This window comes from Serratia sp. BNK-4 (assembly GCF_048685115.1).
In the GTDB taxonomy this organism is placed as follows: Bacteria; Pseudomonadota; Gammaproteobacteria; order Enterobacterales; family Enterobacteriaceae; genus Serratia; species Serratia bockelmannii.
Genome location: NZ_JBLQTM010000001.1, coordinates 3,512,019 through 3,538,309, shown reverse-complemented (window position 1 = coordinate 3,538,309; position 26,291 = coordinate 3,512,019). Strand labels below are relative to the sequence as shown.

20 protein-coding genes are annotated in these 26,291 nt (G+C 62.5%); 6 read left to right on the top strand and 14 right to left on the bottom strand.

Features of this window, described 5'->3' with window-relative positions:
- Nucleotides 1-7: 7 nt before the first annotated feature.
- Nucleotides 8-913 carry a lipid kinase YegS gene (gene yegS, locus ACMGGW_RS16945; RefSeq protein WP_043137977.1) on the bottom strand — a complete coding sequence of 302 codons (906 nt, stop codon included), beginning with the start codon at nt 911-913 and terminating at the stop codon, nt 8-10.
- Nucleotides 914-942: 29 nt separating this feature from the next.
- Here yegS and ACMGGW_RS16940 point away from each other — a divergent pair, with 29 nt between their 5' ends.
- Nucleotides 943-1,164 (top strand): hypothetical protein, encoded by a 222-nt coding sequence (locus ACMGGW_RS16940; RefSeq protein WP_141998673.1) that lies wholly within the window; start codon nt 943-945, stop codon nt 1,162-1,164.
- Nucleotides 1,165-1,380: 216 nt separating this feature from the next.
- Here ACMGGW_RS16940 and yegQ read toward each other — a convergent pair whose 3' ends face one another.
- Together yegQ and ACMGGW_RS16930 are read right to left on the bottom strand one after the other, a co-directional pair.
- Complete coding sequence (gene yegQ, locus ACMGGW_RS16935; RefSeq protein ID WP_025303865.1) at nt 1,381-2,733, bottom strand: tRNA 5-hydroxyuridine modification protein YegQ; 1,353 nt, start codon at nt 2,731-2,733, stop codon at nt 1,381-1,383.
- A 178-nt stretch (nt 2,734-2,911) separates the two neighbouring features.
- Nucleotides 2,912-3,250 carry a YegP family protein gene (locus ACMGGW_RS16930; RefSeq protein ID WP_016926703.1) on the bottom strand — a complete coding sequence of 113 codons (339 nt, stop codon included), beginning with the start codon at nt 3,248-3,250 and terminating at the stop codon, nt 2,912-2,914.
- A 337-nt stretch (nt 3,251-3,587) separates the two neighbouring features.
- Between ACMGGW_RS16930 and ACMGGW_RS16925 the strand changes: the two genes are divergently transcribed.
- Both ACMGGW_RS16925 and ACMGGW_RS16920 read left to right on the top strand, forming a co-directional pair.
- On the top strand, nt 3,588-3,851 hold the full coding sequence (locus tag ACMGGW_RS16925; RefSeq protein ID WP_004941563.1) for an antitoxin: 264 nt from the start codon (nt 3,588-3,590) through the stop codon (nt 3,849-3,851).
- A 3-nt stretch (nt 3,852-3,854) separates the two neighbouring features.
- Nucleotides 3,855-4,244, top strand: coding sequence for a type II toxin-antitoxin system VapC family toxin (locus ACMGGW_RS16920; protein ID WP_043137970.1), 390 nt, complete (start codon nt 3,855-3,857; stop codon nt 4,242-4,244).
- 7 nt (nt 4,245-4,251) lie between these two features.
- Here the strand turns inward: ACMGGW_RS16920 and baeR are convergent, their stop codons facing one another.
- From baeR to ACMGGW_RS16890, 6 genes are read right to left on the bottom strand one after another with little or no spacing between them, the layout of a single operon-like run.
- The gene (gene baeR, locus ACMGGW_RS16915; protein WP_004941568.1) at nt 4,252-4,968 is read right to left on the bottom strand and encodes a two-component system response regulator BaeR; all 717 of its coding nucleotides are present in this window, start codon (nt 4,966-4,968) and stop codon (nt 4,252-4,254) included.
- The gene (gene baeS, locus ACMGGW_RS16910) at nt 4,968-6,350 is read right to left on the bottom strand and encodes a two-component system sensor histidine kinase BaeS (RefSeq protein ID WP_049204856.1); all 1,383 of its coding nucleotides are present in this window, start codon (nt 6,348-6,350) and stop codon (nt 4,968-4,970) included. The genes baeR and baeS overlap by 1 nt, the downstream gene beginning before the upstream one ends.
- On the bottom strand, nt 6,347-7,777 hold the full coding sequence (locus ACMGGW_RS16905; RefSeq protein WP_049204855.1) for an MFS transporter: 1,431 nt from the start codon (nt 7,775-7,777) through the stop codon (nt 6,347-6,349). The genes baeS and ACMGGW_RS16905 overlap by 4 nt, the downstream gene beginning before the upstream one ends.
- Before the next feature lie 10 nt (nt 7,778-7,787).
- On the bottom strand, nt 7,788-10,868 hold the full coding sequence (gene mdtC, locus ACMGGW_RS16900; RefSeq protein WP_197832433.1) for a multidrug efflux RND transporter permease subunit MdtC: 3,081 nt from the start codon (nt 10,866-10,868) through the stop codon (nt 7,788-7,790).
- The gene (locus ACMGGW_RS16895; RefSeq protein WP_049209523.1) at nt 10,865-13,984 is read right to left on the bottom strand and encodes an MdtB/MuxB family multidrug efflux RND transporter permease subunit; all 3,120 of its coding nucleotides are present in this window, start codon (nt 13,982-13,984) and stop codon (nt 10,865-10,867) included. The genes mdtC and ACMGGW_RS16895 overlap by 4 nt, the downstream gene beginning before the upstream one ends.
- Nucleotides 13,984-15,237 carry an MdtA/MuxA family multidrug efflux RND transporter periplasmic adaptor subunit gene (locus tag ACMGGW_RS16890; protein ID WP_025303859.1) on the bottom strand — a complete coding sequence of 418 codons (1,254 nt, stop codon included), beginning with the start codon at nt 15,235-15,237 and terminating at the stop codon, nt 13,984-13,986. Before ACMGGW_RS16890 ends, ACMGGW_RS16895 begins: the two co-directional genes overlap by 1 nt.
- Nucleotides 15,238-15,509: 272 nt before the next feature.
- On the opposite strand from ACMGGW_RS16890, the gene ACMGGW_RS16885 reads away from it, so the two are divergent.
- Nucleotides 15,510-16,463, top strand: a complete 954-nt coding sequence (locus ACMGGW_RS16885) for an aldo/keto reductase (RefSeq protein WP_049204848.1) — start codon at nt 15,510-15,512, stop codon at nt 16,461-16,463.
- Nucleotides 16,464-16,531: 68 nt separating this feature from the next.
- Nucleotides 16,532-17,149 (top strand): pyridoxamine 5'-phosphate oxidase family protein, encoded by a 618-nt coding sequence (locus ACMGGW_RS16880; RefSeq protein WP_025303857.1) that lies wholly within the window; start codon nt 16,532-16,534, stop codon nt 17,147-17,149.
- Here ACMGGW_RS16880 and ACMGGW_RS16875 read toward each other — a convergent pair.
- Together ACMGGW_RS16875 and yegD are read right to left on the bottom strand one after the other, a co-directional pair.
- Nucleotides 17,146-17,712, bottom strand: coding sequence for a GNAT family N-acetyltransferase (locus tag ACMGGW_RS16875; RefSeq protein WP_025303856.1), 567 nt, complete (start codon nt 17,710-17,712; stop codon nt 17,146-17,148). The two genes, ACMGGW_RS16880 and ACMGGW_RS16875, sit on opposite strands and share 4 nt — an antisense overlap.
- Before the next feature lie 51 nt (nt 17,713-17,763).
- Nucleotides 17,764-19,116: a molecular chaperone gene (gene yegD, locus ACMGGW_RS16870; protein ID WP_025303855.1), complete on the bottom strand. Its 1,353-nt coding sequence runs from the start codon at nt 19,114-19,116 to the stop codon at nt 17,764-17,766.
- Between the two features lie 164 nt (nt 19,117-19,280).
- Between yegD and alkA the strand changes: the two genes are divergently transcribed.
- The gene (gene alkA / locus ACMGGW_RS16865; protein ID WP_141998669.1) at nt 19,281-20,771 is read left to right on the top strand and encodes a DNA-3-methyladenine glycosylase 2; all 1,491 of its coding nucleotides are present in this window, start codon (nt 19,281-19,283) and stop codon (nt 20,769-20,771) included.
- Nucleotides 20,772-20,777: 6 nt separating this feature from the next.
- Here alkA and ACMGGW_RS16860 read toward each other — a convergent pair whose 3' ends face one another.
- From ACMGGW_RS16860 to mgtE, 3 genes are all read right to left on the bottom strand, one after another.
- Nucleotides 20,778-21,131 carry a DNA-binding protein gene (locus ACMGGW_RS16860; protein WP_025303853.1) on the bottom strand — a complete coding sequence of 118 codons (354 nt, stop codon included), beginning with the start codon at nt 21,129-21,131 and terminating at the stop codon, nt 20,778-20,780.
- Between the two features lie 194 nt (nt 21,132-21,325).
- Nucleotides 21,326-24,655 (bottom strand): diguanylate cyclase, encoded by a 3,330-nt coding sequence (locus ACMGGW_RS16855; protein WP_025303852.1) that lies wholly within the window; start codon nt 24,653-24,655, stop codon nt 21,326-21,328.
- Between the two features lie 185 nt (nt 24,656-24,840).
- Nucleotides 24,841-26,274, bottom strand: a complete 1,434-nt coding sequence (mgtE, locus tag ACMGGW_RS16850) for a magnesium transporter (RefSeq protein WP_049204844.1) — start codon at nt 26,272-26,274, stop codon at nt 24,841-24,843.
- Nucleotides 26,275-26,291: the final 17 nt, after the last annotated feature.

Genomic DNA, 26,291 nt, shown 5'->3' with positions numbered 1-26,291 from the left:
GACAAGGTCAGCCCAGCAGGGCGCAGTTAGGCGGCAGGCGGCATTCGATGGCCTGCGGCAACACTTCGATGCGGAAATGGCGGCCTTTGAGCGGTTCGCCGTCGAGGTTGAAGGTCATCTCATGCGGCGCGTCGATCTCGAGCCACGGCAGCGCCGCGCTGAGGATGCTGTTGCTCTCTTCGTCGTTGAACAGGGCGGCGACCAGCGCCGGCAGCAGTTCATCGGCGATCAGCAGGCGCAGCTGCAGCAGGCCGTCGTTGATCAGCGCGCTGGGGCACAGTTCCTGGCCGCCGCCGGCCTGCTTGCCGTTGCCGATGCCGATCACCAATGCTTCGCCGGCCCAGCGGAAGTCCGGCCCGCGGATTTCACAGCGGTCGGCCTGCAGCGTATCCATGCGCAGCAAGCCGTGCACGAAGTAGGACACGCCGCCCAAGGCTGCTTTCAACTTCTCCGGTGTCTCGGTGGTGATGCGGGTGCCGAAGCCGCCGGTGGCCATGTTGATGAAGTAGCGCTCGCCGTTGACCTTCGCCAGATCGATCGGTACCGAGCGGCCCTTGATCGCCAGCTGCAGCGCCAGTTCGGGGGATGGGGGGATATTGCACGCCATGGCGAAGTCGTTGGCGGTGCCGAGCGGCAGAATGCCCAGCGCCGGCCGGTTATGCGCCGGCAGCTGCACCAGCGCGGCGGCCACTTCGTTGATGGTGCCGTCACCGCCGCCGGCGACGACGGTGCCGACGCCGAGTTGTGCAGCTTCCGCGACGTAGCGCGCGGCGTCGCCGTGCTCCCAGGTCACGCGCACGTACAGCGTGATTTGCTCTTCGCGCAGCCGTGTGACCGCCTGACGCAGTTCTTCGTTGCCGGCGCCCTTGCCGTTGAGAATAAGCAGGGCGGCTGCATGTGAGTGTTGAGGCATTACCGATCTCCTCCGGCGGAAAACCAAGAATGCCTCAAGATAAACCAGCCTACGCCGCCAAGCCATCAGAATATTCAGCTAATTCCGGTTATTTCCTATTGTGCCGTGAATATGAAGACGATGCGAATTTATCTGAATTTAACCTGACAATAAGCGGAATTTTAATGGCGGCAGGATTAATCGCTATAGCGTTATTTATATATCGATGTGGCGTTATTATTTTTATTAAAATGGATAACGGGAAAACGTAATGAAAAATAGGCGCACCGGCGGCAATGGCGGACCCATAAAGAAAAAGCCAGCCCAAGGGAGATTGGGCCGGCTAAGGAGGTGGTTCCTAGTATTGCTATGCAAATATTTTCGTTGTTCGTTTTAAGCAGCGTGATAGTAACCAAGCTGCGGGCACATTGATGTGATCCAATTCTAATATTTGCTAAAAATCGCCGCCGAATGGCGACGATTGATTGTTAGGCTCCGGCGCTATTTTCTTCCGCCAAATTGCGGATCAGCAATGCATAATTGAGATCAATATCCTGCGGGATCGGCAAATAAACGATATGGCCGTTGCCCGGCGCGACCTCAATCGGCTCGCCTTTCTTATTTTGCATGCTTTCGAGGGTGAACAGCACGTTGCCGCCTGGCGTCATCATCTCGACGCTGTCGCCGAGTGAGAATTTATTCTTCACGTCGACTTCCGCCCAGCCTTCGCGGCGCACGCCGGTGAACTCGCCGACGAACTGCTGGCGCTCGGAGAGCGAAGAGCCGTATTCGTAATTCTGCTGCGCTTCGTGCACGTGGCGGCGCAGGAAGCCTTCGGTATAGCCGCGGTGCGCCAGGCCTTCCAGCGTGGTGAGCAGGGTCGGATCGAACGGTTTGCCGGCAACGGCGTCGTCGATGGCGCGGCGGTAGACCTGGGCGGTGCGGGCGCAGTAGTAGAAGGACTTGGTGCGCCCTTCGATCTTCAGCGAATGCACGCCGAGCTGCGTCAGACGCTCCACGTGCTGGATGGCGCGCAGATCCTTGGAGTTCATGATATAGGTGCCGTGTTCGTCTTCGAAGGCGCTCATATATTCACCTGGCTTTTGCGCTTCAGACAGCATGAACACCTTGTCGGTCGGCGCGCCGATGCCCAGCGTCGGCTCGACGGTCTGCACCGGGATCGGTTCGTGCAGGTGCACGATATTGCCGGTGTCGTCCTCTTTGCCTTCCTCCGCCTTGTACTGCCAGCGGCAGGCATTGGTGCAGGTACCCTGATTGGGATCGCGTTTGTTGATGTAGCCGGACAGCAGGCAGCGGCCGGAGTAGGCCATGCACAGCGCGCCGTGGACGAAGATCTCCAGCTCCATGTCCGGCACTTCGGCGCGGATCTCGGCAATCTCTTCCAGCGACAGTTCGCGCGACAGGATCACGCGGGTCAGGCCCATTTGCTTCCAGAACTTCACCGTCGCCCAGTTAACGGCATTGGCCTGCACCGACAGGTGGATGTCCATCTGCGGGAAGGCTTCGCGCACCATCATGATAAGGCCAGGATCGGACATGATCAGCGCATCCGGGCCCATATCGATAACCGGCTTCAGATCGCGCAAGAAGGTTTTCAGCTTGGCGTTGTGCGGGGCGATGTTCACCACCACGTAGAATTTTTTGCCCAGCGCATGCGCTTCGTTGATGCCCTGCGCCAGATTCTCGTGGTTGAACTCGTTGTTGCGTACCCGCAGGCTGTAGCGCGGCTGGCCGGCGTAAACCGCATCGGCGCCGTAGGCAAAGGCGTAACGCATGTTTTTCAGCGTTCCGGCCGGGGAGAGAAGTTCCGGTGTAAACATAGTGTGTCTCGGTCTGATTTCAGGTCAGCACCACGCCACCTGATGGCGCAGTAAAAGCGGGGGATTGTAGCCGCAGCGCGGCAAGAAATCAGCAGTTAACCGGATTTATTCAAGGGAGATTGATCCCGGTCAAACGGAAAACGCGCGGTGGCGGCCACCGCGCGGGCGAAACGGGGGATCAGGCGCTCAAATCGCGGATATCGGTGGTCGGGCCGTTTTTCGTCACCGACTGGATACCGTTTTTGGCCGCGCTTTCGGAGCTGTACATTTCGCTGACGCCGATCACCTGATGGTTCTTGGCCTTCAGCACAAAATAGGGCTGATTGCTGGCGCTGTGCTTCAGTTCGTACTGCGCTTCGTGCGGTGAATTGGTCTGCACCGAGGCGATGCCGTTCTCCGCCGAGGCTTTGCTGGCATACATCTCGCTGGCCAGAATAATTTCGCCGTTACTGGCTTTCAGGTTGAAGTGGTACTGTCCGTTCTTTGCTTTTTTCAGCTCGTAATGACCGATTGCCATGGTTCTTCTCCTGTAGGTTCCGATTCGTGATGTAAGTGTAGCCAATCGCTTGAAAATCGGCGGCTAAACCTCACTGCAGCTTAGTCGAAAAAATGCGCAGTTTTTTTGCGCCGGCGCGGAGTTTTCATTCGGTGAGCCCGGCGCCGCACGGGAAGCTAAGGAAAGGCGCGGTGATTGCGCAGTGCGCCGCATAATGACAATTACGTGGTTTCATCGAGCAGCATTGCGCGTTACCGTTTGCCCGCTACGTAAAGGTGAGTGAAAAGTGAGCGATAGATCTTGGCATCGACGCGCTGCAGGCATATGCTTTGGCCTATGCCTGCTGTGGAGTGTCGAGATGGAAAGAATCGCCAAGCTGTTTAAAAACGGTAGAAATCAGGCGGTGAGGTTACCGGTGGAATTTGAATTTGATACGGATCGTGTGTATATCCGTCGCGATCGGGAGGGAAACGTGATTTTATCCAAATATCCAGCAAAGCCGGACAGCTGGGCACCGCTGCTGAGCATTATCGCCCAAACGCCGGTGCCGCAAGAGTTTCTTGGCGCGGAAGATCGTCAGCAAGGGGTTGCAGACCGCGATCCATTCTCAGAGGAAGAGTAGGCGATGTACATGTTTGATACCAACACCGTCAGCCACTTGTTTCGGCAGCATCCGCAGGTGCTTAACGTCATGCAAAAGCTCCCGCCTTCTGCCGTATGTATTTCCAGCGTCACGGAGGCGGAACTGCTTTACGGTGTGGCCAAACGGCGGAACAAGGCGTTGCAAAGCATGGTCGAGGCCTTTCTTGCTGCGGTGACGGTCTATGCATGGGATCGCGAGGCCGCCCGCTGCTACGGTGAAATGCGGGCAAACATGGTGAGAAAGGACAAAATCATGGGCGCGATGGATCAACTGATCGCCGCTCACGCGCAGAGCCGTGGCGCGACGCTGGTGACCAACGATCGCGCATTCGCCATGGTGCCCGGGTTGGCGGTTGAAGACTGGACGCGCTGATTTCCCTCTAAACCCCATTCATCAGCCGGCAGGGCTCGGCTTCCCAGCGGTAGCCCACACCGTATACCGAGCGAATAAAGGATTTTTCCCCGTCGATCAGTTCCAGCTTGCGGCGCAGGTTTTTGATGTGGCTGTCGATGGTGCGGTCGGTGACCACCCGGTAGTCGTCGTACAGGTTGTTCAGCAGCTGCTCGCGAGAAAACACGTTGCCTGGCTGGCTGGCCAGCGTTTTCAGCAGGCGGAACTCCGCCGGCGTCAGATCCAGCAACTGCCCCTGATAGCTGGCCTGGAAGCGCGGTTCATCGATGTGCAGCAGGTCATCTTCCCGCGCGTTCTCCTGCGGCCGATAGCTGCGGCGCAGGATGGTTTTCACTCGCGCCACCACTTCACGCGGGCTGTAGGGTTTGCAGATGTAATCGTCGGCGCCGATCTCCAATCCCAACAGGCGGTCAATCTCTTCGATTTTCGCCGTCACCATCACGATGGGCACGTCGCTGAAGCGGCGCAGCTCGCGGCACACCGTCAGGCCGTCGGCCCCTGGCAACATCAGGTCGAGTAAGATCAGCGCCGGCGGATGCTGGTGCACGGTCGGCACCACTTCATTACCGTTGGTCAGCCAGCGGGTGGCGTAGCCCGCCGCCTGCAGATAATCCACCAGCAGCTGGCCCAGCTTGGGCTCATCTTCAACAATCATGATCTGCACGGGTTGATTCTGAATGTCCATCAGGGCGCCTTATTTTTTATCGGGGTAGCAAATTCTACTGTAATGCGCACGCCGCCTAAAGGCGAATGCTCGGCGCGGATTTTCCCGTCGTGCGCTTCCACGATGTTGTGGCAGATCGCCAACCCCAGCCCTGAGCCGCCGCTGGCGCGGTTGCGTGAACCTTCCGCCCGATAGAAGCGTTCGAAAATGCGCGTCAGTTGCTGATCGCTGATGCCCGGCGCGCTGTCCTGCCAGCAGAGGATCAGTCTCCCCGGCTGCAGCTCGGCGCCGATCTCCAGCCGGCCACCGACGTCGGTGTAACGCAGGCTGTTTTCCAACAGGTTATTGAACAGCTGGTTCAGGCGATCGGGATCGCCGAACAGCGGCGCCTGGGCCGGCAGATGGGTGACGATCTCCAGCCCTTTGGCGCGGAAGCGTTCGCGGAAGGCGGCGACGGCGATCTGCACCAGGTGCACGCAGTCCACCTGCGCCTTGCGATAGGCCAGCGCGCCGAGATCGGAGAGCGACAGCTGGTGCAGGTCGTCGACCAGTTTGGTCAAGGTGGATACCTCAGCCTGCAGCGAGCTGAGCGACGCCGGCGTCGGCTGGCGCACGCCGTCCTGCAGCGCCTCCAGCTCGCCGCGCAGCACCGCCAGCGGCGTGCGTAGCTCGTGCGACACGTCGGCCATAAAGGCGCGACGCATCTGCTCGTTTTTTTCCAGCGAGGTGGCCAACTGGTTGAAGTCGTGCGCCAGCCTGCCCAGTTCATCCTGGCTGCTGACCGCCACGCGGGTGGTGAAATCGCCCGCCGCCAGGCGGTGGGTGCCCGCCACCAGGCGCTTGACCGGGGCCAGCATGCCGCGCGACAGCAGCCAGGTCACCGCCGCTGCCAACAGGGTGGAGAGCGCGACGATAATCCAACTGGTGCGCCGCTGCTGGCGATCGAAGTTGATGTCCGTATTGCGCGTCAGGCGCTCGACCGGGGTGGTGAGCACCCAGCCGACGATCTCGTTGTTATAGCGGATTGGGTGGCGCGGCCCCTCTTTCGGCAACGGGCCGGAATGCCCGACCAGCCGATTGAACTGGCTGTCCACCACCCAAAACTGGGTGCGCCAGCCCTTGGGCGGCAGATTGTGGCTGCTGTCGCTGTTCTGTTCGAACGAACGCATGATTTGGTAGACCACCTGATCGTTGTTGCGCAGGAATATCCAATTGCCATGATGGCTGTACTGTTCCTCCAGCGCTTCGCTCAGCATGTTGATGCGCTGCTCGTTGCTGCTCTTGATGTAATCGATAAAGCCGCGCTCAAAGCTGACGCGCACCCCCCAATGCATGGTGATCAACACCAGCATGCAGGTAGCGAAAATGGCCAGGAACAGCTTCCCGGTAATGCCTATCCTCATTGCAACCTCGTTGAGCCGGTACCCGGCTCTTTGGTCAGCGTGCGGTTGGGCGCGCTATCGGCCGGCACGCGCGCGAAGGCGAGCGCGGGCAGGGCGATAATCAACGCCATACAGCAGTAGCTGTAAATAAATGCGCTGTGAATGGCTGGGCTATCGGCCACCACCTGGTGATGGGCGAAGCTGCCGATTAAGATGCCGGCGACGCTGACGCCGAGGCTCATCGACAGCTGCATGACCATCGACAGCAGGCTGTTGCCGCTGCTGGCCAGCCGGTCCGGCAGATCTTTCAGCGTCAGGGTGTTCATCGCCGAGAAGCGCAGCGAGTTGACCATCCCCTGGAAGAACAGCACCACCGGCAGCAGCCACAGCCAGCCGAGCATCGCCGCCAGCAGGAAACTCAGGCTGACCAGCGCCAGCAGCAGCGTGGCGGCCACCAGCACGTTGCGGTAGCCGAAGCGGTTGACCACCTGCACCACGATGCGCTTCATGCCCATGCTGCCGATGATCATCGGGATCATCATCAGCCCGGCGTGGAACGGCGAGAAGCCCATGCCCACCTGCAGAAACAGCGGCGTCATGAACGGCAGCATGCCGCTGCCGATGCGCCCCAGCAGGCTGGCCAGCAGTCCGATCTTGTAAGTCGGGGTGCGCAGCAGCCGCAGCGAGAACAGGGCGCGGCTATTGCCGTAAGCATGCCAAACATACCCCAACAGCGCCGCCACGCCCAGCGCCACCAGGCCGGCGATGGCGCTGCCGGACAGCCCCATGCCTTTGTGGCCGTCGAGCGCCAGCGTCAGCGACGCCATGCCGATCGCCAGCAGGAGAAAGCCGCTGACGTCGAAGCGGCGGGTCTGCATTTGGTAGTTGGGCATCAGCAGCAGCGTGGCGATGGCGCCCACGATACCCACCGGAATATTGATCAGGAAAATCCAATGCCAGCTGGCGTATTGCACCAGGAAGCCACCCAGCGCCGGCCCCATCAGCGGGCCGATTTGGCCTGGCAGCGTTACGAAGGTCATCGCCGCCATGTACTGCTCGCGCGGCACGATTTTCATCACCGTCAGGCGGCCGACCGGCACCATCATCGCGCCGCCGACGCCCTGAAGCACGCGCGAGGCGATCAGTTCGTTCAGGGTTTCCGAGCGGGCGCAGAGGAGGGAGCCGAGGGTGAACAGCACGATGGCGCTGAAAAACACCCGCTGTACGCCGACCTTGTCCGCCAGCCAGCCGCTGGCCGGCAGCGTCACCGCCACCGTCAGCACATAGGAGACGATCACCGACTGCATGCGCAGCGGGTTCTCCCCCAGGCTGGCGGCCATCGAGGGCAGGGCGGTGTTGACGATAGTGGTATCCAGCGTCTGCATAAAGAAGCCGAATGCCACTATCCAGAGTTGCCAGCGTACTGTGGCGGTGTGTTTCATCAGCATCAGTCGGCCATTAATGGGGCAACGGGGCCAGTTGCTTGTTGCGGCGGAACTTCGCCTGCAGCCGGTCGAAGTAAAGGTAGACCACCGGGGTGGTGTACAGCGTCAGCAGCTGGCTCATCACCAGGCCGCCGGCGATGGTGATGCCGAGCGGCTGGCGCAGCTCCGCGCCGTCGCCGCGGGTCAGCACCAGCGGCAGCGCGCCGAACAACGCCGCCAGCGTGGTCATCATGATCGGCCGGAAACGCAGCAGGCTGGCCTGGAAAATCGCCTCGCGGGCGCTGATGCCGCCGTTGCGCTGCGCTTCGAGCGCGAAGTCAACCATCATGATGGCATTTTTCTTCACGATACCGATCAACAGCATGATGCCGATCAGCGCGATCAGGCTGAACGGTGCGCCGAACAGCTCGAGCGCCAGCAGCGCCCCCACGCCGGCGGAAGGCAGCGTGGAAAGGATGGTCAGCGGATGGATATAGCTCTCATACAGCACGCCGAGCACGATATACACCGTGGCGATCGCTGCCAGGATCAGGATGAGCTGCGACTTCAGGGTGTCCTGGAATACCTGGGCGGTGCCGGCGAACGCGCCGCGCACCGTGGACGGCACGCCGAGCTGAGTCATGGTGCGCTCTACCGCCGCGGTGGCGTCCGACAGGCTGCCGCCGTCCGGCAGGTTAAAGGAGATGGTCGAGGCGGCGGACAGCCCCTGATGGTTTACCGACAGCGGCGCGTTGGCCGGTCGCCAACTGGCGAAGTAGGAGAGCGGTATCGCCTTGCCTTCGTTGTTGATGATGAACATTTTGTCCAACGAGCTCACGTCCTGAGTGTAGGGCGGCGCCACTTCCATCACGACTTTGTATTGGTTGAGCGGTTGATAGATGGTCGAAATCTGTCGCTGGCCGAAGGCGTTGTTCAACAGGTTGTTGGCGTCGGACACCGAAATGCCGAGGCGCGCCATGGTTTCGCGATCGTAGACCAGATCCATCTCCGAGCCTTTATCCTGCTGATCCGAGTTGACGTCCGCCAGCTCGGGCAATGCGGCCAGCGCGGTGCGGATCTTCGGCTCCCAGTCGCGCAGCGCGGCGAGATCGTCCGCCAGCAGCGTATATTGGTAGCTGGCGTTGGCCTGCCGGCCGCCGACGCGGATATCCTGTACCGCCATCAGAAACAGGCTGGCGCCCGGTTCTTTGGCCAGGCGGGCACGCAGGCGGGCGATCACTTTCTGCACGTCGTCGCTGCGTACCGACAGGGGTTTCAGTGAGATGAACATCGAACCGCTGTTGGTGCGCGAGCCGCCGGTAAAACCGGTGACGTTTTCCACGTCCGGATCTTCGCGCACGATTTTCATGAAGTCTTCCAGTTTGCCGCGCATCGCCTGGAACGAAATGCTTTGGTCGGCCTGGATAAAGCCCATCAGACGCCCGGTATCCTGTTCAGGGAAGAAGGTTTTCGGGATGCTGATATACAGCCAGACGTTGAGCGCAACGGTGGCGAGGAACACCGCCAGCACCCAGCGCGAGTGGCCGAGCACCCAGTTCAGCGAGCGTCCGTAACCCTGCTGCAGCGCCAGCAGCATTTTGCCGAAGCCGCGTGCGCGCCGCTGCGAACGCGCCGGCTGGTGGCGCAGCAAATAGGCACACATCATCGGCGTGAGCGTCAGCGAGACGATGAGCGACAGCCCGATCGATACCGACAGGGTGACGGCGAACTCGCGGAATAGCCGGCCGGGCAGGCCTTCCATCAGCAGCAGCGGGATAAACACCGCCACCAGCGAAACGCTCATCGACAGCACGGTGAAGCCGACTTCCCGCGCGCCCAGCAGCGCGGCGTTGATCGGTTTCATGCCGGCCTCGACGTGGCGGGAAATGTTTTCCAGCACCACGATGGCGTCGTCCACCACAAAGCCGGTGGCGATGGTCAGCGCCATCAGCGACAGGTTGTTGAGGCTGAAGCCGCACAGATACATGGCGGCGAACGAGCCGATCAGCGACACCGGCACGGCGACCGCCGGGATCAGCGTGGCTCGCCCGGAGCGCAGGAAGATGAACACCACCAGGATCACCAGCCCGATGGCGATCGCCAGCGACTGTTCCACCTCGGCCAGCGACGCGCGGATGGTTGGCGAACGATCCTGCGCGACGTTGAGTTGAATCGAGGCCGGGATATTCTCCTGCAGGGCGGGCAGCTCGGCGCGAATGCGATCGACGGTTTCGATGATGTTGGCGTCCGGCGCGCGGCTGATGGCCAGAATGATCGCCGGTTTGGCGTCGGTCATCCCGGCGTTACGCACGTCTTGCACCGAGTCTTTGACCTCGGCCACGTCGGCTAAACGCACCGCCGAGCCGTTGTTGTAATGAATGATCAGCGGACGATAAGCATCGGCGGTTTTCAGCGCGTCGTTGGCCTGGATCTGCCAGCGCTGCTGCGGGTTTTCCACGGCGCCCTGCGGACGGCGCACGTTGGCGTTGGCGATGGCCTGCCGCACGCTGTCCAGCGACACGTCCTGATTGAACAGCGCCGAAGGGTTCAGCTCCACCCGCACCGCCGGCAGCGAGCTGCCGCCTACGGAAACGTCGCCGACGCCCTCGGTCTGGCTGATCTTCTGCGCCAGCTGGGTGGAGGCGAAATCGTAAAGCTGCCCCTGGCTGTAGGTGTCCGAGGTCAGCGTCAGGATCATGATCGGCGCGTCGGAAGGGTTGACCTTACGGTAGCTGGGGCGGCTCGGCATGCCGGTCGGCAGCAGGCTTTGCGCGGCGTTGATCGCCGCCTGCACGTCGCGCGCGGCGCCGTTGATGTCGCGATCGAGATCGAACTGCAAAATGACGCGGGTACTGCCGAGCGAACTCATCGAGGTCATTTCGTTAACCCCGGCGATGCGGCCCAGCGCGCGCTCCAGCGGCGTCGCCACCGAGGACGCCATGGTTTCCGGCGAGGCGCCCGGCAGCGACGCGCTGATCGAAATCACCGGAAAATCCACCTGCGGCAGCGGCGACACCGGCAGCAGGCGAAAGCCGATCGCGCCGCTGATGGCGATGGCCAGCGTCAGCAGGGTGGTGGCCACCGGCCGGTGAATGAACAGGGCGAAGAATTTCACGGCAGCTCCTGCGTATCCAGCTGGCGATGCGTGTTGCGCGCCAGCTTGTCAAACAGCAGGTAGATCACCGGCGTGGTGAACAGCGTCAGGATCTGGCTCATGATCAAACCGCCGACCATACAGACGCCGAGCGGATGCCGCAGCTCCGCGCCGACGCCGGTGCTCAGCATCAGCGGCAGCGCGCCGAGCAAGGCCGCCAGCGTGGTCATCAAGATCGGCCGGAAACGCAGCAGACAGGCCTGATAGATGGCGTCGCGCGGCGATAAACCCTGCTCGCGTTCCGCCGCCAGCGCGAAGTCGATCATCATGATGGCGTTCTTCTTCACAATGCCGATCAGCAGGATGATGCCGATGATGGCGATCACGTCCAGCTCGCTGCCGGCCAACATCAGCGCCAACAGGGCGCCGACCCCGGCGGTCGGCAGGGTGGAGAGGATGGTGACCGGATGAATGAAGCTTTCATACAGCACGCCCAGCACGATGTACATCGCCACCACCGCCGCCAAAATCAGCCACAGCGTGCTGCCGAGCGCCGCCTGGAAGGCCAGGGTCGCCCCCTGGAATTGGGTGGTGATGTCCCTTGGCATATTGAGATTTTTTTCCGCCTGGGTGACCGCGTCGACCGCCTCGCCGAGCGAGTAGCCGTCGGCGACGTTGAATGAAACGGTGGCCGACGGGAACTGGTCGAGATGGTTCACCGACAGCGGGCCGAAGCGCTCTTCGATTTTGGCGATGGCGCTCAGCGGCACCACGGCGCCGTCGTTGCCGCTCAGACGGATCTCATTGAGCGCCGCCAACCCCGGTGTCGTGCTGACGTCGTGCTCCAGCACCACGCGGTATTGATTGGCCTGGGTGTAGATGGTGGAGATCAGGCGCTGGCCGAACGCGTTGTACAGCGCATTGTCCACGTCGCTCATGGTGACGCCGAGGCGGGAGGCCGAATCGCGATCGACGTTGACATAGGCCACCAGCCCCTGATCCTGCCAGTCGCTGGTGACGTCCGCCAGCTGCGGGGTTTGCTTCAGCTCATCCATCAGCTGCGGCACCCACAGGCTGAGATCGTCCAGCGACATCGCCTGCAGGGTGAACTGGTACTGGGTGCGGCTGACCTGGGTATCGATGGTCAGATCCTGCACCGGTTGCAGATACAGTTTCACGCCGGGGAACTGCGCCGTTTGCTGCTGCAGGCGGCTGATGATCGCCGGAATGCGCTCGCTGCGTTCGCTCAGCGGCTTCAGGTTGATCTGCAGCCGGCCGCTGTTGAGCGTGGCGTTGCTGCCGTCGACGCCGACGAACGAGGTCAGGCTCTCCACCGCCGGATCTTTGAGGATCTGCGCCGCGACCTGCTGCTGGCGCTCGGCCATGTTGCTGAACGAGACGCTCTGCGGCGCCTCCAGCGTGCCCTGAATGATGCCGTTGTCCTGCACCGGGAAGAAACCTTTCGGGATCAGCAGGTACAGCAATACCGTCAGCGCCAGCGTGCCCACGGCCACGCCGAGCGTCAGCCAGGGATGGTTAAGCACCGTTTTCAGCCACTTGCCATATTGCGCGATCACCCGGTCGAAAAAGCGTTCGGAGGCGGCGGAAAAACGGTTCTGCTTGCGCAGCGATTCGTGGCTGAGCATGCGTGCGCACATCATCGGCGTCAGCGTCAGCGACACCACGGCGGAGATCAAAATTGCCACCGCCAGCGTGACGGCGAACTCGCGGAACAGGCGGCCGACGATGTCGCCCATGAACAGCAGCGGGATCAGCACCGCCACCAGCGAGAAGGTCAGAGAGATGATGGTGAAGCCGATCTCGCCGGCCCCTTTCAACGCGGCGTCGAGCGGTTTTTCCCCTTTCTCGATGTAGCGCGAGATGTTCTCGATCACCACGATGGCGTCGTCCACCACGAAGCCGGTGGCGATGGTCAGCGCCATCAGCGTCAGGTTGTTGATGGAGAAGCCAAGGAAGTACATGGCGGCGAAGGTGCCCACCAGCGACAGCGGCACCGCCACGCTGGGGATAATGGTCGCCGGCACGTTGCGCAGGAACACGTAGATCACCATCACCACCAGCGCGATCGCCAGCAGCAGCTCGAACTGCACGTCGCTGACCGAGGCGCGGATGGTGGTGGTGCGATCGGTCAACACCTTGACGTCGACTGACTTGGGCAGGCTTTTAATCAGCGTCGGCAGCATTTCGCGGATGCTGTCGGCGGTGGTGATGACGTTGACGCCGGGCTGGCGTTGGATGTTCAGCACGATCGCCTGTTGCTTGTTGGCCCAGGCCGCCAGTCGGGTATTTTCCGCCCCTTGTTCGATGGTGGCGATATCCTGCAGGCGGATCGCCGCGCCGTTCTGATAGGCGACGATCAGCTGGCGATAGTCGTCGGCAGATTTCATTTGGTCGTTGGCGGAGAGGGTGACCGATCGGGTCGGGCCGTCAAGGCTGCCTTTCGCCGAGTTGACGTTGGCGTTGCTGATGGCGGCGCGAATGGTTTCACTGTTCAGGCCATAGGCGGCGACCGCCGCCGCGTTCAATTTTACGCGCACTGCCGGGCGTTGGCCGCCGGCCAGCGTCACCAGGCCGACGCCGGTCACCTGAGAAATTTTTTGCGCCACGCGGGTTTCCACCATGTCTTCCACCTGCGTCATCGGCATGGCGGTGGAGGTCACGGCCAGCGTCAGGATCGGCGGATCGGCGGGGTTAACCTTGCTGTAGATCGGCGGGTAAGGCAAATCGGTCGGCAGCAGGTTGGTGGCGGAGTTGATCGCCGCCTGCACTTCCTGCTCCGCGACGTCGAGCGGCAGCGCCAACTGGAACTGCAGTGTGACCACCGAGGCGCCGCCGGAGCTTTGCGACGCCATTTGCTTCAGGCCGGACATCTGGCCGAACTGGCGTTCCAGCGGCGCGGTAATGGCGGAGGTCACCACGTCCGGGCTGGCGCCGGGGTACAGCGTCACCACCTGGATAGTGGGGTAATCCACCTCCGGCAGGGCGGACACCGGCAGCGCGCGATAACCGATAATCCCCGCCAGCAATATTGCCACCATCAGCAGCGTGGTGGCGACCGGACGCAGAATAAACAGGCGGGACGGACCGCCGCCGGCGTTGGGAGGCATCACCTGCATCAGGACTTCCTCTGAACGTCAGGTTCGCGCTTGGCGTTGGCCGCCGCCGGCGCTTCGCTCGGCGCGAGCACTTCCACCTGCATGCCTTCGGTCAGGCGATCGATGCCGTCGGTCACCACCCGATCGCCGGCGTTGAGACCGGCGCTGATCACCACCTGCCGGCTGTCCTGCACGCCGGCGGTGACCCGATGTTTGCTGACCTTGTTGTCTTCGCCGAGCGTCCAAACGAAGTTGCCCTCGTTGCCCATCTGCAGCGCAGCGGTCGGGATCACCACCGCATCGTGCAGGGTATCCACCTGCAGCCGCGCGTTGACGAACTGATTGGGGAACAGCGCGTCATCTTCGTTGGCGAAGCGCGCTTTCAGCTTGATGGTGCCGGTGGCGGTATCAATCTGGTTGTCCAGGCTCAGCAGCGAACCGGTCGTCAGCTTGTTCTGGTTGGTGCGATCCCAGGCTTCGACGCTCACCGGCCCGGCTTTTTGCGCCTTGAGCAGATCGGCGATGTTGCCTTCGGGCAGCGTGAACACCACGTCGATCGGGTGCGTCTGCGTGATCACCACCAGACCGGTGGTGCTGCCGCTGGTAACGTAGTTGCCGACGTCGACCAGTTTCAGGCCGACGCGGCCGTCGATTGGCGCAGTGATGCGGCTGTAGGTGATCTGCAGTTTGGCGCTGTCGACCGCGCCCTGATCGGCCTTGATCGCGCCTTCGGTCTGCTGCACCAGCGAGGCCTGCGTATCCAGCTCCTGACGGGACACCAGATTGGTTTTCACCAGCTGCTGATAGCGCGCCAGATCGCGTCGGGCGTTGGCCAGCGTGGCCTGATCTTTTGCCAACTGCCCCTGAGCCTGGGTCAACTGAACCTGGAATGGCCGGGGATCGATTTCCGCCAGCAGATCGCCGGCTTTGACCTGCTGGCCTTCGGTAAAGTGGATCGCCATCAGTTGGCCATCGACCCGGCTGGTGACGGTCACGGTATTGGCGGCGGTGGCGGTGCCCAAGCCGGAAAGATAGCGTGGCACCGTCTGTTGCGTGGCGGTCGCCGCTTGCACCGGCGACATCGGCGCGCCGCGTCTGCCGCCCGCCGCGCGGCCCGCTCCCGTTTTACCGGCGGCCTGGTGCGCGCCCGGCGTCGTCCCAGCGGTCGGTTGGGCGGCGCTGAAATGGCGCCAGGCCAGAACGGCGACGATGATCGCAATCGCCGCAACCAGCAGGCGCAGCAGCAGGGAACGACGTTGGGGTTTTGCATTCATGGTGGTGAAAATTCTCTCCAAAAGGCAGGGGCGCGGGCACTCATTGCCACAAAAATGACACTCCTTACAGGATACTAGTTTAGCCAGCGAAGACGGCATAAAAATGAAGGAAATATGGAGGAACCGTCAGCATTGTCTTAATAAGTGGGTGATTTGAGCGTGCTATGTTTATAAGTGATTTATTCCGGCTTATAGCCAATACGTTTTAACGATTTCCTGTATTTGGCGCTAATAATTAACAGGCAAATCATTTAACCCATGGAGCCTTTGTGATGAGCAAGAAACAACTGGGTCGTTCAGGCATTCAGGTGCCGGCGTTAACCTTCGGTGGCAACGTGTTCGGCTGGACGGCGGATCAAGCGACCTCGTTCAGCCTGCTGGATGCGCTGGTGGACAATCAGCTCAACTTTATCGATACCGCCGACGTTTATTCCAGCTGGGCGCCGGGCAACCGGGGCGGCGAATCGGAAACCGTCATCGGCGAATGGCTGAAGAAGAGCGGCAAGCGCGACCAGGTGATCATCGCCACCAAGGTGGGCAAACCGATGGGCGAAGGCAAGCAGGGGCTGTCGCCGCGCTATATTCAGCAGGCGGTGGAGGACTCGCTGCGTCGCCTGCAAACCGATTATATCGATCTTTATCAGTCGCACGACGATGACCGCGATACGCCGCTGGAAGAGACGCTGGCGGCGTTCGATGCGCTGATCAAGGCCGGCAAGGTGCGGGCGATCGGCGCCTCCAACTATCAGGCGGATCGCCTGGAAGAAGCGCTGCGGGTGAGCGAGAGCAACGGATTGGCGCGCTACGAAACCCTGCAGCCGGAATATAACCTGTATGCGCGCGAAGGGTATGAAGCCGAGCTGGAAGGCGTGGCGCAGCGCCATGGCCTCGGGGTGATCAACTTCTTCGCGCTGGCCAGTGGTTTTCTGACCGGCAAATACCGCAGCAAAGCGGACGAGGGCAAAAGCCAGCGCGGCGATCGCATCGTCGAACGCTACCTGAACCCGCGCGGTTTCCGCATTCTGGCGGCGCTGGATCAGGTGGCGGGCAAACACGGCAGCTCCCCGGCGCAGGTTTCGCTGGCCTGGCTGATAGCGCGCCCGAGCATCACCGCGCCGATCGTCAGTGCGACCTCGTTGCCGCAGCTGGATGAGTTGGTCAGCGCCACCCGCCTGACGCTGGATGCGGACGACATTCAGGCGCTGAACGACGCCAGCGCCGAGTAGGGGGCGTTACCCGGTGGCGATTTTGCTCTATGCTGAAGGGGTTAACATGGCCCATTCAGGAACCCGCAATGTCTGGTGATACCATCAACGACCTCGCGACGCTGGAACAGCTGTACGGCAAACCCGCCGCGCCCTCGGTTTTTAAAGAAGTCAGCTATATTCACCCGGCGTACCGCCCGTTTATCGAGGCGGCGCCGTTTGCCGCGCTCTCGACGGTCGGGCCGGACGGCATGGATGTTTCTCCGCGCGGCGATCCGGCCGGTTTTATCCATATCGAAGACGAGAAAACCCTACTGCTGCCGGACCGTCGCGGCAATAACCGCATCGACAGCCTGCGCAATATCCTGCACGACAACCGGGTGGCGCTGCTGTTGCTGATCCCCGGCATCGGCGAAACGCTGCGGATTAACGGGCGGGCGGAAATCGTGGTGGCGCCGGCGATGCTGCAGCGCTTCGTCCATCGCAACCAGCTGCCGCGTTCGGTGCTGCGCATTCGGGTGGAGGCGGTGTTCTTCCAGTGCAGCCGGGCGATCTTGCGTTCGGGATTGTGGGAAGAGGGCAGCCGCCTCGAACGTTCGGCGCTGCCCAGCCCCGGCCATATTTTGGCCGCGGTGAGCCAAACGCGCTTCGACGGTGAGGAGTACGACAGCGCGCTGCCGCAGCGACTGAAGGATACGCTGTATTAATCGCCGTGGCGTTCGCGCCACATTTGCCGGTTCAGCCGATACAAGACGTGCTTTTGCAGCGGATGGCCCGTCGGCAGGCGCGGATGCAGGAAGGTTTCGCCGTCAAACTGCATGCCGATGCGCGTCATCACCCGGCGCGACGGCTGGTTATTTTCGGCGGTGAAGGACACCACTTCCGGCAAGCGCAGCGTGTCGAAGGCGTACGCCAGCGCGGCGCGCGCCGCTTCAGCGGCGTAGCCGTTGCCCCAGTGAGCCGCCGCCAGCCGCCAGCCAATCTCCACGCAGGGGGCACAAGGCAGATCGTCGCCCGGCCGCGCCAGCCCGACAAAACCGATAAAAGGCGCGCCGCCTTTCACTTCCACCGCCCATAGCCCCCAGCTATGTTGTTGCATGAAGGCGCGGATGCGTTCGGCCTGCGCGTGGCTTTCCTCGGCCGTCATCGTCGCCGGGAAATAGCGCATCACCTGCGGATCGGCGTTAAGCGCGGCGAAGGCCGGCAGATCGTCGTCGCGCCAGGCGCGCAGCCGCAGCCTGGCGCTGTCGAGGGTAAGGATGGTCGACATGATACATAGCCTCCAATGAACAAGGGCGCGGCGAGCCGCGCCCTTGGGCTGTCAACGGAACAGCGTTTGCGCCCAGCGCGCCAGCCCGGCGGTGACCGAGCCGAAGTCGTTGCCGCCGACGATCGGAATGCCCGGCAGCTGCTGTTGCAGCGCGGCGCGCAGCAGGGGTGAGCGCGCGCTGCCGCCGGTCAGGTAGATCACCTGCGGCGCGGTCTGGCTGCTGGCCAGCGCGGCGCTGACCTGCTCCTGAATGCGCATCAACGGCTGCGAAATGGCGTCGGCGAGCTGAGCCTGGCTGATGCTCTCCGCCAGATCGGCCTGCACGAAATTGAGCGGCGCGCTGATGGCCGTTTGGCCGGACAGGGCGATCTTACTCTCTTCGGCCGCCCGCACCAATCGGTAGCTCAGGCGCTGTTGGTACACTTTCAGCAGGCGTTTGACCTTTTCCGGCTCCGCCGCGTCGAGGATCAGATCGCGCAGCACGCGGCCGTTGGCGGCGCTGTAGAAGTCATTTTGCGCCGGCACGTCGTTGGTCGCCACCGCGTTCCAGTAAGGCAGCGCCGGCAGGGCGATGCCCTTCGCGGTTTCGCCGCCCAGGCCGAACAGCGGCATCAGCTGTTTGAAGGCCAGCATGATGTCCAGATCGTTACCGCCGACCCGGCAGCCGCTGTGGCCCAGCAGGCTCTGCTGGCGATCGGCGCGGTCGCGCCACTGCGGCCCCATCAGCAGCACCGAGCAGTCGGTGGTGCCGCCGCCGATGTCCACCACCAGCACGGTTTGCTCTTCGCTCAGCGTCGCCTCGAAGTCCAGCCCCGCCGCCACCGGCTCGAACTGGAATTCAATGTCCTTGAAACCGGCACGTTCGGCGGCGCGCTGCAAAATGCCCTGCGCCTGCCGGTTGGCTTCGTCGCCGCCGATGCCCTGGAAGTTGATCGGCCGGCCGATCACCGCCTGATCGATGCCGGTCTGCAGCACGTTTTCCGCCTGGCGTTTGATGTGGAACATCATGGCGCACACCAGGTCTTCGAACAGCGCGATCTGCTGCGGTTTCAGGCCGTTGGCGCCGAGGAAGGACTTCGGCGAGCGCACGAAGTACACCTCTTCGGGATCTTCCATATAGTGCGCCAGCGCCTGCAGGCCGAACAGCACGCTGTCGCCGTTGACCGGAATGTCTTCTTCGCGGTTGTAACTGATGGCGCGGCGCAGCAGCTGCTGGTTTTCTTCGCTGCCGGTCGGCACCTGCCAATGGCGGTGCAGGCATTCGCTCACCGCTTCGCGGGTCGGCGCGCACAGCATCGAAGGCAGATACGGCTCGTTGTTTTCCAGCGTCAACAGCTCGGGGCCGTGGTCGCGCATCACTGCAACGGAACAGTTGGCTGTCCCGTAATCGAATCCAATAAACATCTCTTTTTTGTCCCCATGCCAATGAAGGGGGGCGACTTTACCCGAGACGGGGCCGGCGGGCAATGCACCAATGCGCGAGTGTCGAAAAATTTAGCGGGCGCGGCGGCGGCGTGCTTAACTTAATGTCCGAATTCCGCACGTCAGCGCGCCAGCCGAGTCCCATAATGCAGAAAAAACCGAACCCGAGCGTTGCCATGAATACTCAACAGCAAGCGTTGTACGACGCGCTGCGCGCGCGTGACCGCAAATTCGACGGCCGTTTTTTCGTCGGCGTCTCTTCCACCGGCATCTATTGTCGTCCGGTGTGCAGCGCCCGCACGCCAAAGCGGGAAAACTGCACCTTTTATCCGAGCGCGGCGGCGGCTGAACTGGCGGGGTTTCGCCCCTGCCTCAAATGCCGACCGGAACTGGCCCCTGGCCTGGCGCTGATCGATCTGGGCAACCGCTATGCCCAGGTGGCGGTGCAGCTCATCGAGCAAGGCTATCTGTCCGAGCACAGCTGCGAAGCGCTGGCGGCGCGGCTGGGCATTTCCGATCGCCACCTGCGGCGTATCTTCGCCGAACAGTTTGGCGCTTCGCCGATCGATTACGCGCAGTCGCACCGGTTGCTACAGGCCAAGCGTCTGCTGGCGGATACCGACCTGCCGCTCAGCGAGGTGGCGTTCGCCGCCGGTTTCGGCAGCCTGCGGCGTTTCAACGAGCTGTTCAAGGCGCGCTACCGCCTGATCCCGTCGGCGCTGCGCAGCGGCGGCGCGCGCGGTGAACGGGCGGCCGCCAGCGGGTTGGTGTTTCACCTGGGCTATCGGCCGCCCTATGACTGGGCGCGCATGCTGAATTTCTTGCAGGCGCGCGCCGTGCAGGGCGTGGAGCGGGTCGAGGGGCGCCGCTACCTGCGCTCGATCGCCGTCAGCCAGGGTGGCACTGAACACCGCGGCTGGTTCAGCGTGCAGCCGGAAGAGGCGCGCAATCGGGTTCGGGTCGAGATCGCGCCGACGCTCAGTTTGGTGACGACGGAGGTGTTGCGCCGGGTCCGCTTGCTGTTTGATCTGGACGCCGCGCCGGATCGCATTAATGAGGCGCTGGGCTCGCTGGCGGCCGATGCGCCGGGATTGCGCCTGCCGGGCTGCGTGAACAGTTTCGAGCAGGCGACGCGTGCGGTGCTGGGGCAACTGGTCAGCGTGAAAATGGCGGCGACCTTCGCCGGGCGGATGGCCGAACGTTGGGGCGAAGCGCTGGCGACGCCGCATGAGGGCATCACCCACGTTTTCCCCACCGCAGGACGGGTGGCGCAGCTGCAGCCCGAAGAACTGCGCCCGCTCGGGGTGCAGGTGAAGCGTGCGGCGGCGCTGATCGAGATTGCCCGCGCGCTGGGCGAAGGGCGGCTGCAGCTCGACAACGTGCTGGATATCGAACAGGGCATCAAGGCGCTGACCGCGCTGCCCGGTATCGGCAACTGGACCGCCAGCTATATCGCGATGCGCGCCTGGTCGTGGCCGGACGTGTTCCTGGCCGGCGACTACCTGATCAAACAGCGTTTCCCTGGCATGACGCCGCGCCAGATTGAACGCTACGCCGAGCGCTGGCGCCCGTGGCGCTCTTACGCCACGCTGCACCTGTGGCACAACGGCGGCTGGGCGCCGGAAGGGGAGAGTTGAACGTGGCTAGCGGGGGGACTCGATCAGCTGCAGCAAGCGGCTCATGCCTTCACGCATCAGGAACGCCAGCAGCTTTTCCCGTTCGGCCGGCGTCAGGTGATAGTAATACTCGATCCAGACCCGTATTGGATCCTGGCGTTTGACGTCGTAGTCCGGATGATCGGCCTCGTGCAACGCCGAGAGGCTGCGCGCGCCGAATGGCAGGCTGTCGATATGGTATTCCAGCGCTTTGCCCTGTACGCCGCTGCGGCGGCGACTGACCCAGCCTTCTCGCCGGGCCATCAAATTGACTCCTTGTGGGGTTGAGGGCAACCCCGCCTTCCCCATCAGTTCCCTGGCGGAAAACCATTTCTTTTCCATAGTCCCTTATCCCTGAGTCATCACATGTCGAGGAAAATCAACGGATACGCTGATACTCGCATGGGCGATTCATCTTACTTAATCGTTTAAGCCTAAGGTGTTATTTATATCACTAATCTCGTATGGGTTAACACAATGTGAAATACGGGGGAGTGCGGCGCTGCCCGTGCGACGGCGCCGGTGAGGAAGAGGGATTAGCGAATGCCGAAATAACCGTCGCTGAGCAACACCGCCAGCGGCTGCTCCAGCGCCACCTGATCGCCGTCCGCCAGATCGATGCCGATATCGCGCAGCGCCTGCAGCGTCACCGGCTGGTGGGCCGGCCCGGCGAGCGTCTGCGCCTTGATTCGATGCGCCGCGCCGTTGAGCATCGCGACCATCAGCTCGTCCATCTGGTTGCAGTGCACGTTGGTGATAAAGCGCTCATCGATGCGAATGATGTCGATTCTCTGGTCGCTGAGCTCATCGAAAGCATTGATGTTATGCCCGAAGCCGTTGACGATCAGCCGGCAGCCCTGCTGCTGCAGTTCGCGGAGAAATGCCCGACACTGCGCGGCGTGTTCCAGTATCGCGGCCTCGTCGACGCTGAACAGCAGCGCCTGCGGCGGCAGCGAGGAAGCGCGCACCGTTTCCGTCAGCTCGCGCTGGAAGTCGGCGCTGAGCAGACTGTCGATAGCCAGCGGCAGCGCGAGCGACAGCCCTTTGCGTTTGATGTCGTCGGCATATTTCACCAGCAGTTGCGCCGCCGTCCAACGGTCGATGTCCGGCATCAGGCCGTACAGCTGCGCGGCGGCGATGAACGCCTCGTGCGACAGCGGGCACTCGTCCGGCGCCATCACCTGCAGCTTCACCTGGTGAAACGCGGCCGACAGCGGCGTCGCCGGCGGCGCGACCGCATGAGTCAGCAGCCGCAGTTGCCCCTCGCTGATGATCGTCTGCACTTCCTGCAGGCTCAGCACCTCGTGCTGCCGCTCCAGCCGCTGTTTCTGCCGCGTTTCGTACAGATAAACCTGGCCGCGCCCCTGGTGCTTGGCGGTGTAGCAGGCGATATCGGCCTGCGCCAGCAGTTCGCTGCTTTTGGCGTCGGCGCTGATGCGTGTGATGCCGGCGCTGGCGCCGACGCGGTAAATCTTCCCTTCCCAGTAGAACGGGTGCTGGCTGATTTGATTAACCACTTGCTGCACCAGCGATTTGGCCTGTTCCAGCCGGCAGTCGTACAGGATCAGCCCGAACTCGTCGCCGCCCAGCCGGGCCAGGCAGTCGCTATGGCGCAGCTGATGCCGCATCAGCTGGGCGATGTCCCGCAGCAGGGCATCGCCCGCCGCATGGCCGGCGGTGTCGTTCACCGCCTTGAACCGATCCAGATCGAGGAACACCAGCGAATGCGGCGACGACGGTTCCCCGCCGGCGACGATCGCCGCTTTCAGCTGTTTCTCGAAGCGGGTGCGGTTCGGCAACCCGGTCAGCGCATCGTGCGAGGCGCTGTAGCTGAGCTTTTTCATCAGTTCGCGCGAAGCGGTGACGTCCTGCAGCACCATCACCGCACCCATGGTTTCCCCGTCGAGGGTTTTCAGCGGTGAGACCGACTGCTGCACGTCGAAATAACGCCCGTCGCGGCTGTGCAGCACCAGCGCATAATCCGCCGGCCACTGCCGTGGGTATTGCGTGAGGTTTTCGATTTCCGGGCCGTCTTTGCCGTTGGTCAGGCGCACCACGCCGGCGACGGGCATACCGATCGCCAGTTCGAGCGGCCAGCCGCACATCTGTTCCGCCACCGGGTTCATAAAGGTGATACGCAGGTGGCTGTCGGTGGAGATCACCCCTTCGCCGATGGCGTCGAGAGTGATGTGCAGGCGCTCCTTTTCTTCGTGCAGCGCCTCGGCGAGGCTCTTGAGCTCGGTCATGTCGATATTGGTGCCGATCAGGCGCAGCGGCCGACTCTGATCGTCGAGGATCACGTTGCCCTGGCCGCGGATATGGCGCACTTTGCCGCCACGCGTCGTGATGCGAAACTCCATGATGAATGGCCGCGGCTGCGCCAGGAGCTCGGCCAGTTCGCGATCGGTGCGCTCGCGATCTTCCGGCACCAGCAGGGTGCGCCACAACGCCAGCGTCGGCGTTTGGTCGGGGGTGAGATCGTAGAGTTCGAACATGCGCTGATCCCAGGTGAAGTTTTCCTGGCCCATCACCCATTCCCAGATGCCGACGCCGCCCACCTGGTTGGCCAGCGTGATGCGCTCCACCAACCGGTTGTTCTCCGCCTCGCTGCGCTTAAGGTCGCTGATGTCCTCCACCTGAGAGATGAAGTACAACGGCCGGCCTTCGCCGTCGCGCACCAGCGAGACCGCCAGCAGCGCCCAGACCGTCTGGCCGTCGCTGCGGATATAGCGCTTCTCTAGGGTGTAGCTGCTGATATGGCCGTCGAGCAGTTCGTGCAGTTGGGATAGGTCGGCGTTCAGATCGTCCGGGTGGGTGATCTCTTGAAAGGTCAGGCGATAAAGTCTTTCGGGCGGATAGCCGAGCAGCTTGCACAGCGCCTGGTTAACCTGCAGCCATTTGCCCTCCGGCGACACCAGCGCCATGCCGATGGCGGAATACTCCAGCGCGCTGCGAAAGCGGCTTTCGCTCTCGACGATATGTTGCTTTTCCACCCGGAAGGTGTGCATCACCATCGCCATGGCGTGCGCCGGGATCAGGATCAGCAACATCGGCAGATAGAGGCCGAGTTCGCCCAGGAAAGTGTGCCGGGAAGACGTAAGGCGCATCAGGCCCAGCGACAGCAGGACGGTGATCAGCAGGATTGTACAGAAACAGACGGTGAAGGTTTCGAAGCGCGACAGGGCGATAGCCGCCCACAGCAGCGGCAGGATGACGAAGGTAAAGGGGAAGGGCAGATGCGTCAGCGCCAGATAGCTGAAGGCCAGCGATCCCATCAGGGTCAACAGCAGCGGATACGGATTCAGCCCAGCCAACAGGCGGCGGTGATAGGTGAGCCCGAGCGGCGCCAGCGACAGCACCCCTATCGCCTCAGCGATGAACCAGGTGCCGAACGATTGCCAAAACGTCTGGTCCGGCGTGGGGGTCAGTCCGGCGGCCAGCAGCGCGCTGAACAATGGGGTAAATATCACCGCGCAGACCACGAAGCGCAGCCAACAGCCCAGATCGCTCAGCGGATCGATCGCCGGCAGCGTGCGGCGCAGCAGCAGAGCGCACACTGCCGCTTCCAGCAGGTTGATGGCGGCCAGCTTGACGGGAATGGCGCTGAGGCCGAACAGCAGGAAGCTGGCGAGCACGATGCCTGTGCCGCTGGCCAGCAGCGGCAAACCCCAATGACGCGGGGGATGGCGATACAGCACGGCGATCGCGGCGGCGGTCGGGAACCACAGCGGCGTGAAGTGATGAGCCTCACTGGATAACGACAGGCTCAGCAAGGCGAGCAAAAACGTCGCCAGCGCCACGAACAGGGAATGCGTCAGCACGACGCCTTTGTGTGTGCCGAACGTGTTCGGCGCGCTGATCTCCATAGACACCCTTACCGATGGCCTCTGCCTGTGATTGAATTCATGATGTGAATGAATTAAGACGATTTATTGGCAAAGGGTAGTACAGCGTGAGAGGAAAACCTACCGGGAGGGCCGACTTTACTGCATTAGCGCAGGCCCGGCGACAGAATGACGAAAAAGCCGGCGCGGGGCCGGCTTTGAGCGTCTTACAGCAGGAACAGGGTGGCGAGGCCGAGGAAGATGAAGAAGCCGCCGGTGTCGGTCAGCGCGGTGATGAGCACGCTGGAGCCGACCGCCGGATCGCGGCCCAGTTTGAGCATGGTCATCGGGATCACCACGCCCATCAGCGCCGCCAGCAGCAGGTTGAGCAGCATCGCCAGCGTCATTACGCCGCCCATCGCCGCGTCGCCATACAGCAGCCAGGTGATCACGCCCATGATGCCGCCCCACACTACGCCGTTGATGATGGCCACCCCCAACTCTCTGAGCATCAGGCGCGAGATGTTGCCGACTTCGATCTGGTGCAGCGCCAGCGCGCGCACGATCATGGTGATGGTCTGGTTGCCGGTGTTGCCGCCGATGCCGGCGACGATCGGCATCAGCGCCGCCAGCGCCACCAGTTGGGAAATGGTGTGTTCGAACAGGCCGATCACGCGGGAGGCGATGAATGCGGTGCAGAGGTTGATCGCCAGCCAGGCCCAGCGGGTCTTGACCGCCTTGCTGACCGGGGCGAACACGTCTTCTTCCGGGCTCAAACCGCCCATACGGCGCAAATTGGTGTCGCTCTCTTCGTTGACGGCGTCGACGATCTCTTCGATGGTCAGGCGGCCCATCAGTTTGCCTTTGGCATCAACCACCGGGGCGCTGATCAGGTCATAACGTTCGAAGGCGCCGGCCGCATCATCGGCCTTGTCTTCGGGCTGAAAGGTGGCGGGATCGCTGTCCATCACTTCGCGCACCGGGATCTCCGGGTCGTTCAGCAGCACCGCGGTCAGCGGCAGCTCGCCCAGCAGGGTGTTTTTGCGATCGGTGACGAACAGTTTATCGGTGGCGTCGGGAATGGTTTTGCGCATGCGCAAAAAGCGGTGCACCGCGCCGAGCGTGACGTCCGGCCGCACCGTCACCAGTTCGAAATCCATCATCCAGCCGACGCTGTCTTTGGCGTATTGGCTCATCTCGCGCACCTGGGCGCGCTGCTCCGGCTCCAGCGAGGTCAGCAACCGGCCCATCAGGTTACGCGGCAGGTATTGCGCCAGGTAGGCCTGTTCGTCGACATCCAGCGTTTTGATCGCCTTGAGCAGGTCTTTGTCGCTCATTTCCTCGATCAGGCTGTCCCAGACCGGCTCGGCGACTTCCACCAGCGTCTGGCCGCGCTTGCTGTTGCCCACCAGCCGCCACAGCGCCATGCGTTCGTCCTGCGGCAGTGCTTCCAGCAGGTCCGCCAGGTCGGCGGCGTGCATGTCGTCCAGCAGGCCGGTAATTTCCGCCGTTTGGTTCAGCCGTTCGCTTTGGCTGAGGGCGTGTTCATCCCCCGGCCGGCCGAGAATGCCGTCGACCAATTCCTTATTGTTCAACAACAGAGTAAGAATGCGCTGGCGGTGTTCAGCGACTTTTTTGACGTTATGGGTTGCGGCTGACATGGTGTTCCTTAACGGGC

Excerpts from the sequence above, each read along its gene's own strand:
- yegS (WP_043137977.1), bottom strand. The coding sequence starts at position 913 with ATGCCTCAACACTCACATGCAGCCGCCCTGCTTATTCTCAACGGCAAG.
- ACMGGW_RS16940 (WP_141998673.1), top strand. The coding sequence starts at position 943 with ATGCCTCAAGATAAACCAGCCTACGCCGCCAAGCCATCAGAATATTCA.
- yegQ (WP_025303865.1), bottom strand. The coding sequence starts at position 2,733 with ATGTTTACACCGGAACTTCTCTCCCCGGCCGGAACGCTGAAAAACATG.
- ACMGGW_RS16930 (WP_016926703.1), bottom strand. The coding sequence starts at position 3,250 with ATGGCAATCGGTCATTACGAGCTGAAAAAAGCAAAGAACGGACAGTAC.
- ACMGGW_RS16925 (WP_004941563.1), top strand. The coding sequence starts at position 3,588 with ATGGAAAGAATCGCCAAGCTGTTTAAAAACGGTAGAAATCAGGCGGTG.
- ACMGGW_RS16920 (WP_043137970.1), top strand. The coding sequence starts at position 3,855 with ATGTACATGTTTGATACCAACACCGTCAGCCACTTGTTTCGGCAGCAT.
- baeR (WP_004941568.1), bottom strand. The coding sequence starts at position 4,968 with ATGGACATTCAGAATCAACCCGTGCAGATCATGATTGTTGAAGATGAG.
- baeS (WP_049204856.1), bottom strand. The coding sequence starts at position 6,350 with ATGAGGATAGGCATTACCGGGAAGCTGTTCCTGGCCATTTTCGCTACC.
- ACMGGW_RS16905 (WP_049204855.1), bottom strand. The coding sequence starts at position 7,777 with ATGCTGATGAAACACACCGCCACAGTACGCTGGCAACTCTGGATAGTG.
- ACMGGW_RS16895 (WP_049209523.1), bottom strand. The coding sequence starts at position 13,984 with ATGCAGGTGATGCCTCCCAACGCCGGCGGCGGTCCGTCCCGCCTGTTT.
- ACMGGW_RS16890 (WP_025303859.1), bottom strand. The coding sequence starts at position 15,237 with ATGAATGCAAAACCCCAACGTCGTTCCCTGCTGCTGCGCCTGCTGGTT.
- ACMGGW_RS16885 (WP_049204848.1), top strand. The coding sequence starts at position 15,510 with ATGAGCAAGAAACAACTGGGTCGTTCAGGCATTCAGGTGCCGGCGTTA.
- ACMGGW_RS16880 (WP_025303857.1), top strand. The coding sequence starts at position 16,532 with ATGTCTGGTGATACCATCAACGACCTCGCGACGCTGGAACAGCTGTAC.
- ACMGGW_RS16875 (WP_025303856.1), bottom strand. The coding sequence starts at position 17,712 with ATGTCGACCATCCTTACCCTCGACAGCGCCAGGCTGCGGCTGCGCGCC.
- yegD (WP_025303855.1), bottom strand. The coding sequence starts at position 19,116 with ATGTTTATTGGATTCGATTACGGGACAGCCAACTGTTCCGTTGCAGTG.
- alkA (WP_141998669.1), top strand. The coding sequence starts at position 19,281 with ATGCAGAAAAAACCGAACCCGAGCGTTGCCATGAATACTCAACAGCAA.
- ACMGGW_RS16860 (WP_025303853.1), bottom strand. The coding sequence starts at position 21,131 with ATGGAAAAGAAATGGTTTTCCGCCAGGGAACTGATGGGGAAGGCGGGG.
- ACMGGW_RS16855 (WP_025303852.1), bottom strand. The coding sequence starts at position 24,655 with ATGGAGATCAGCGCGCCGAACACGTTCGGCACACACAAAGGCGTCGTG.
- mgtE (WP_049204844.1), bottom strand. The coding sequence starts at position 26,274 with ATGTCAGCCGCAACCCATAACGTCAAAAAAGTCGCTGAACACCGCCAG.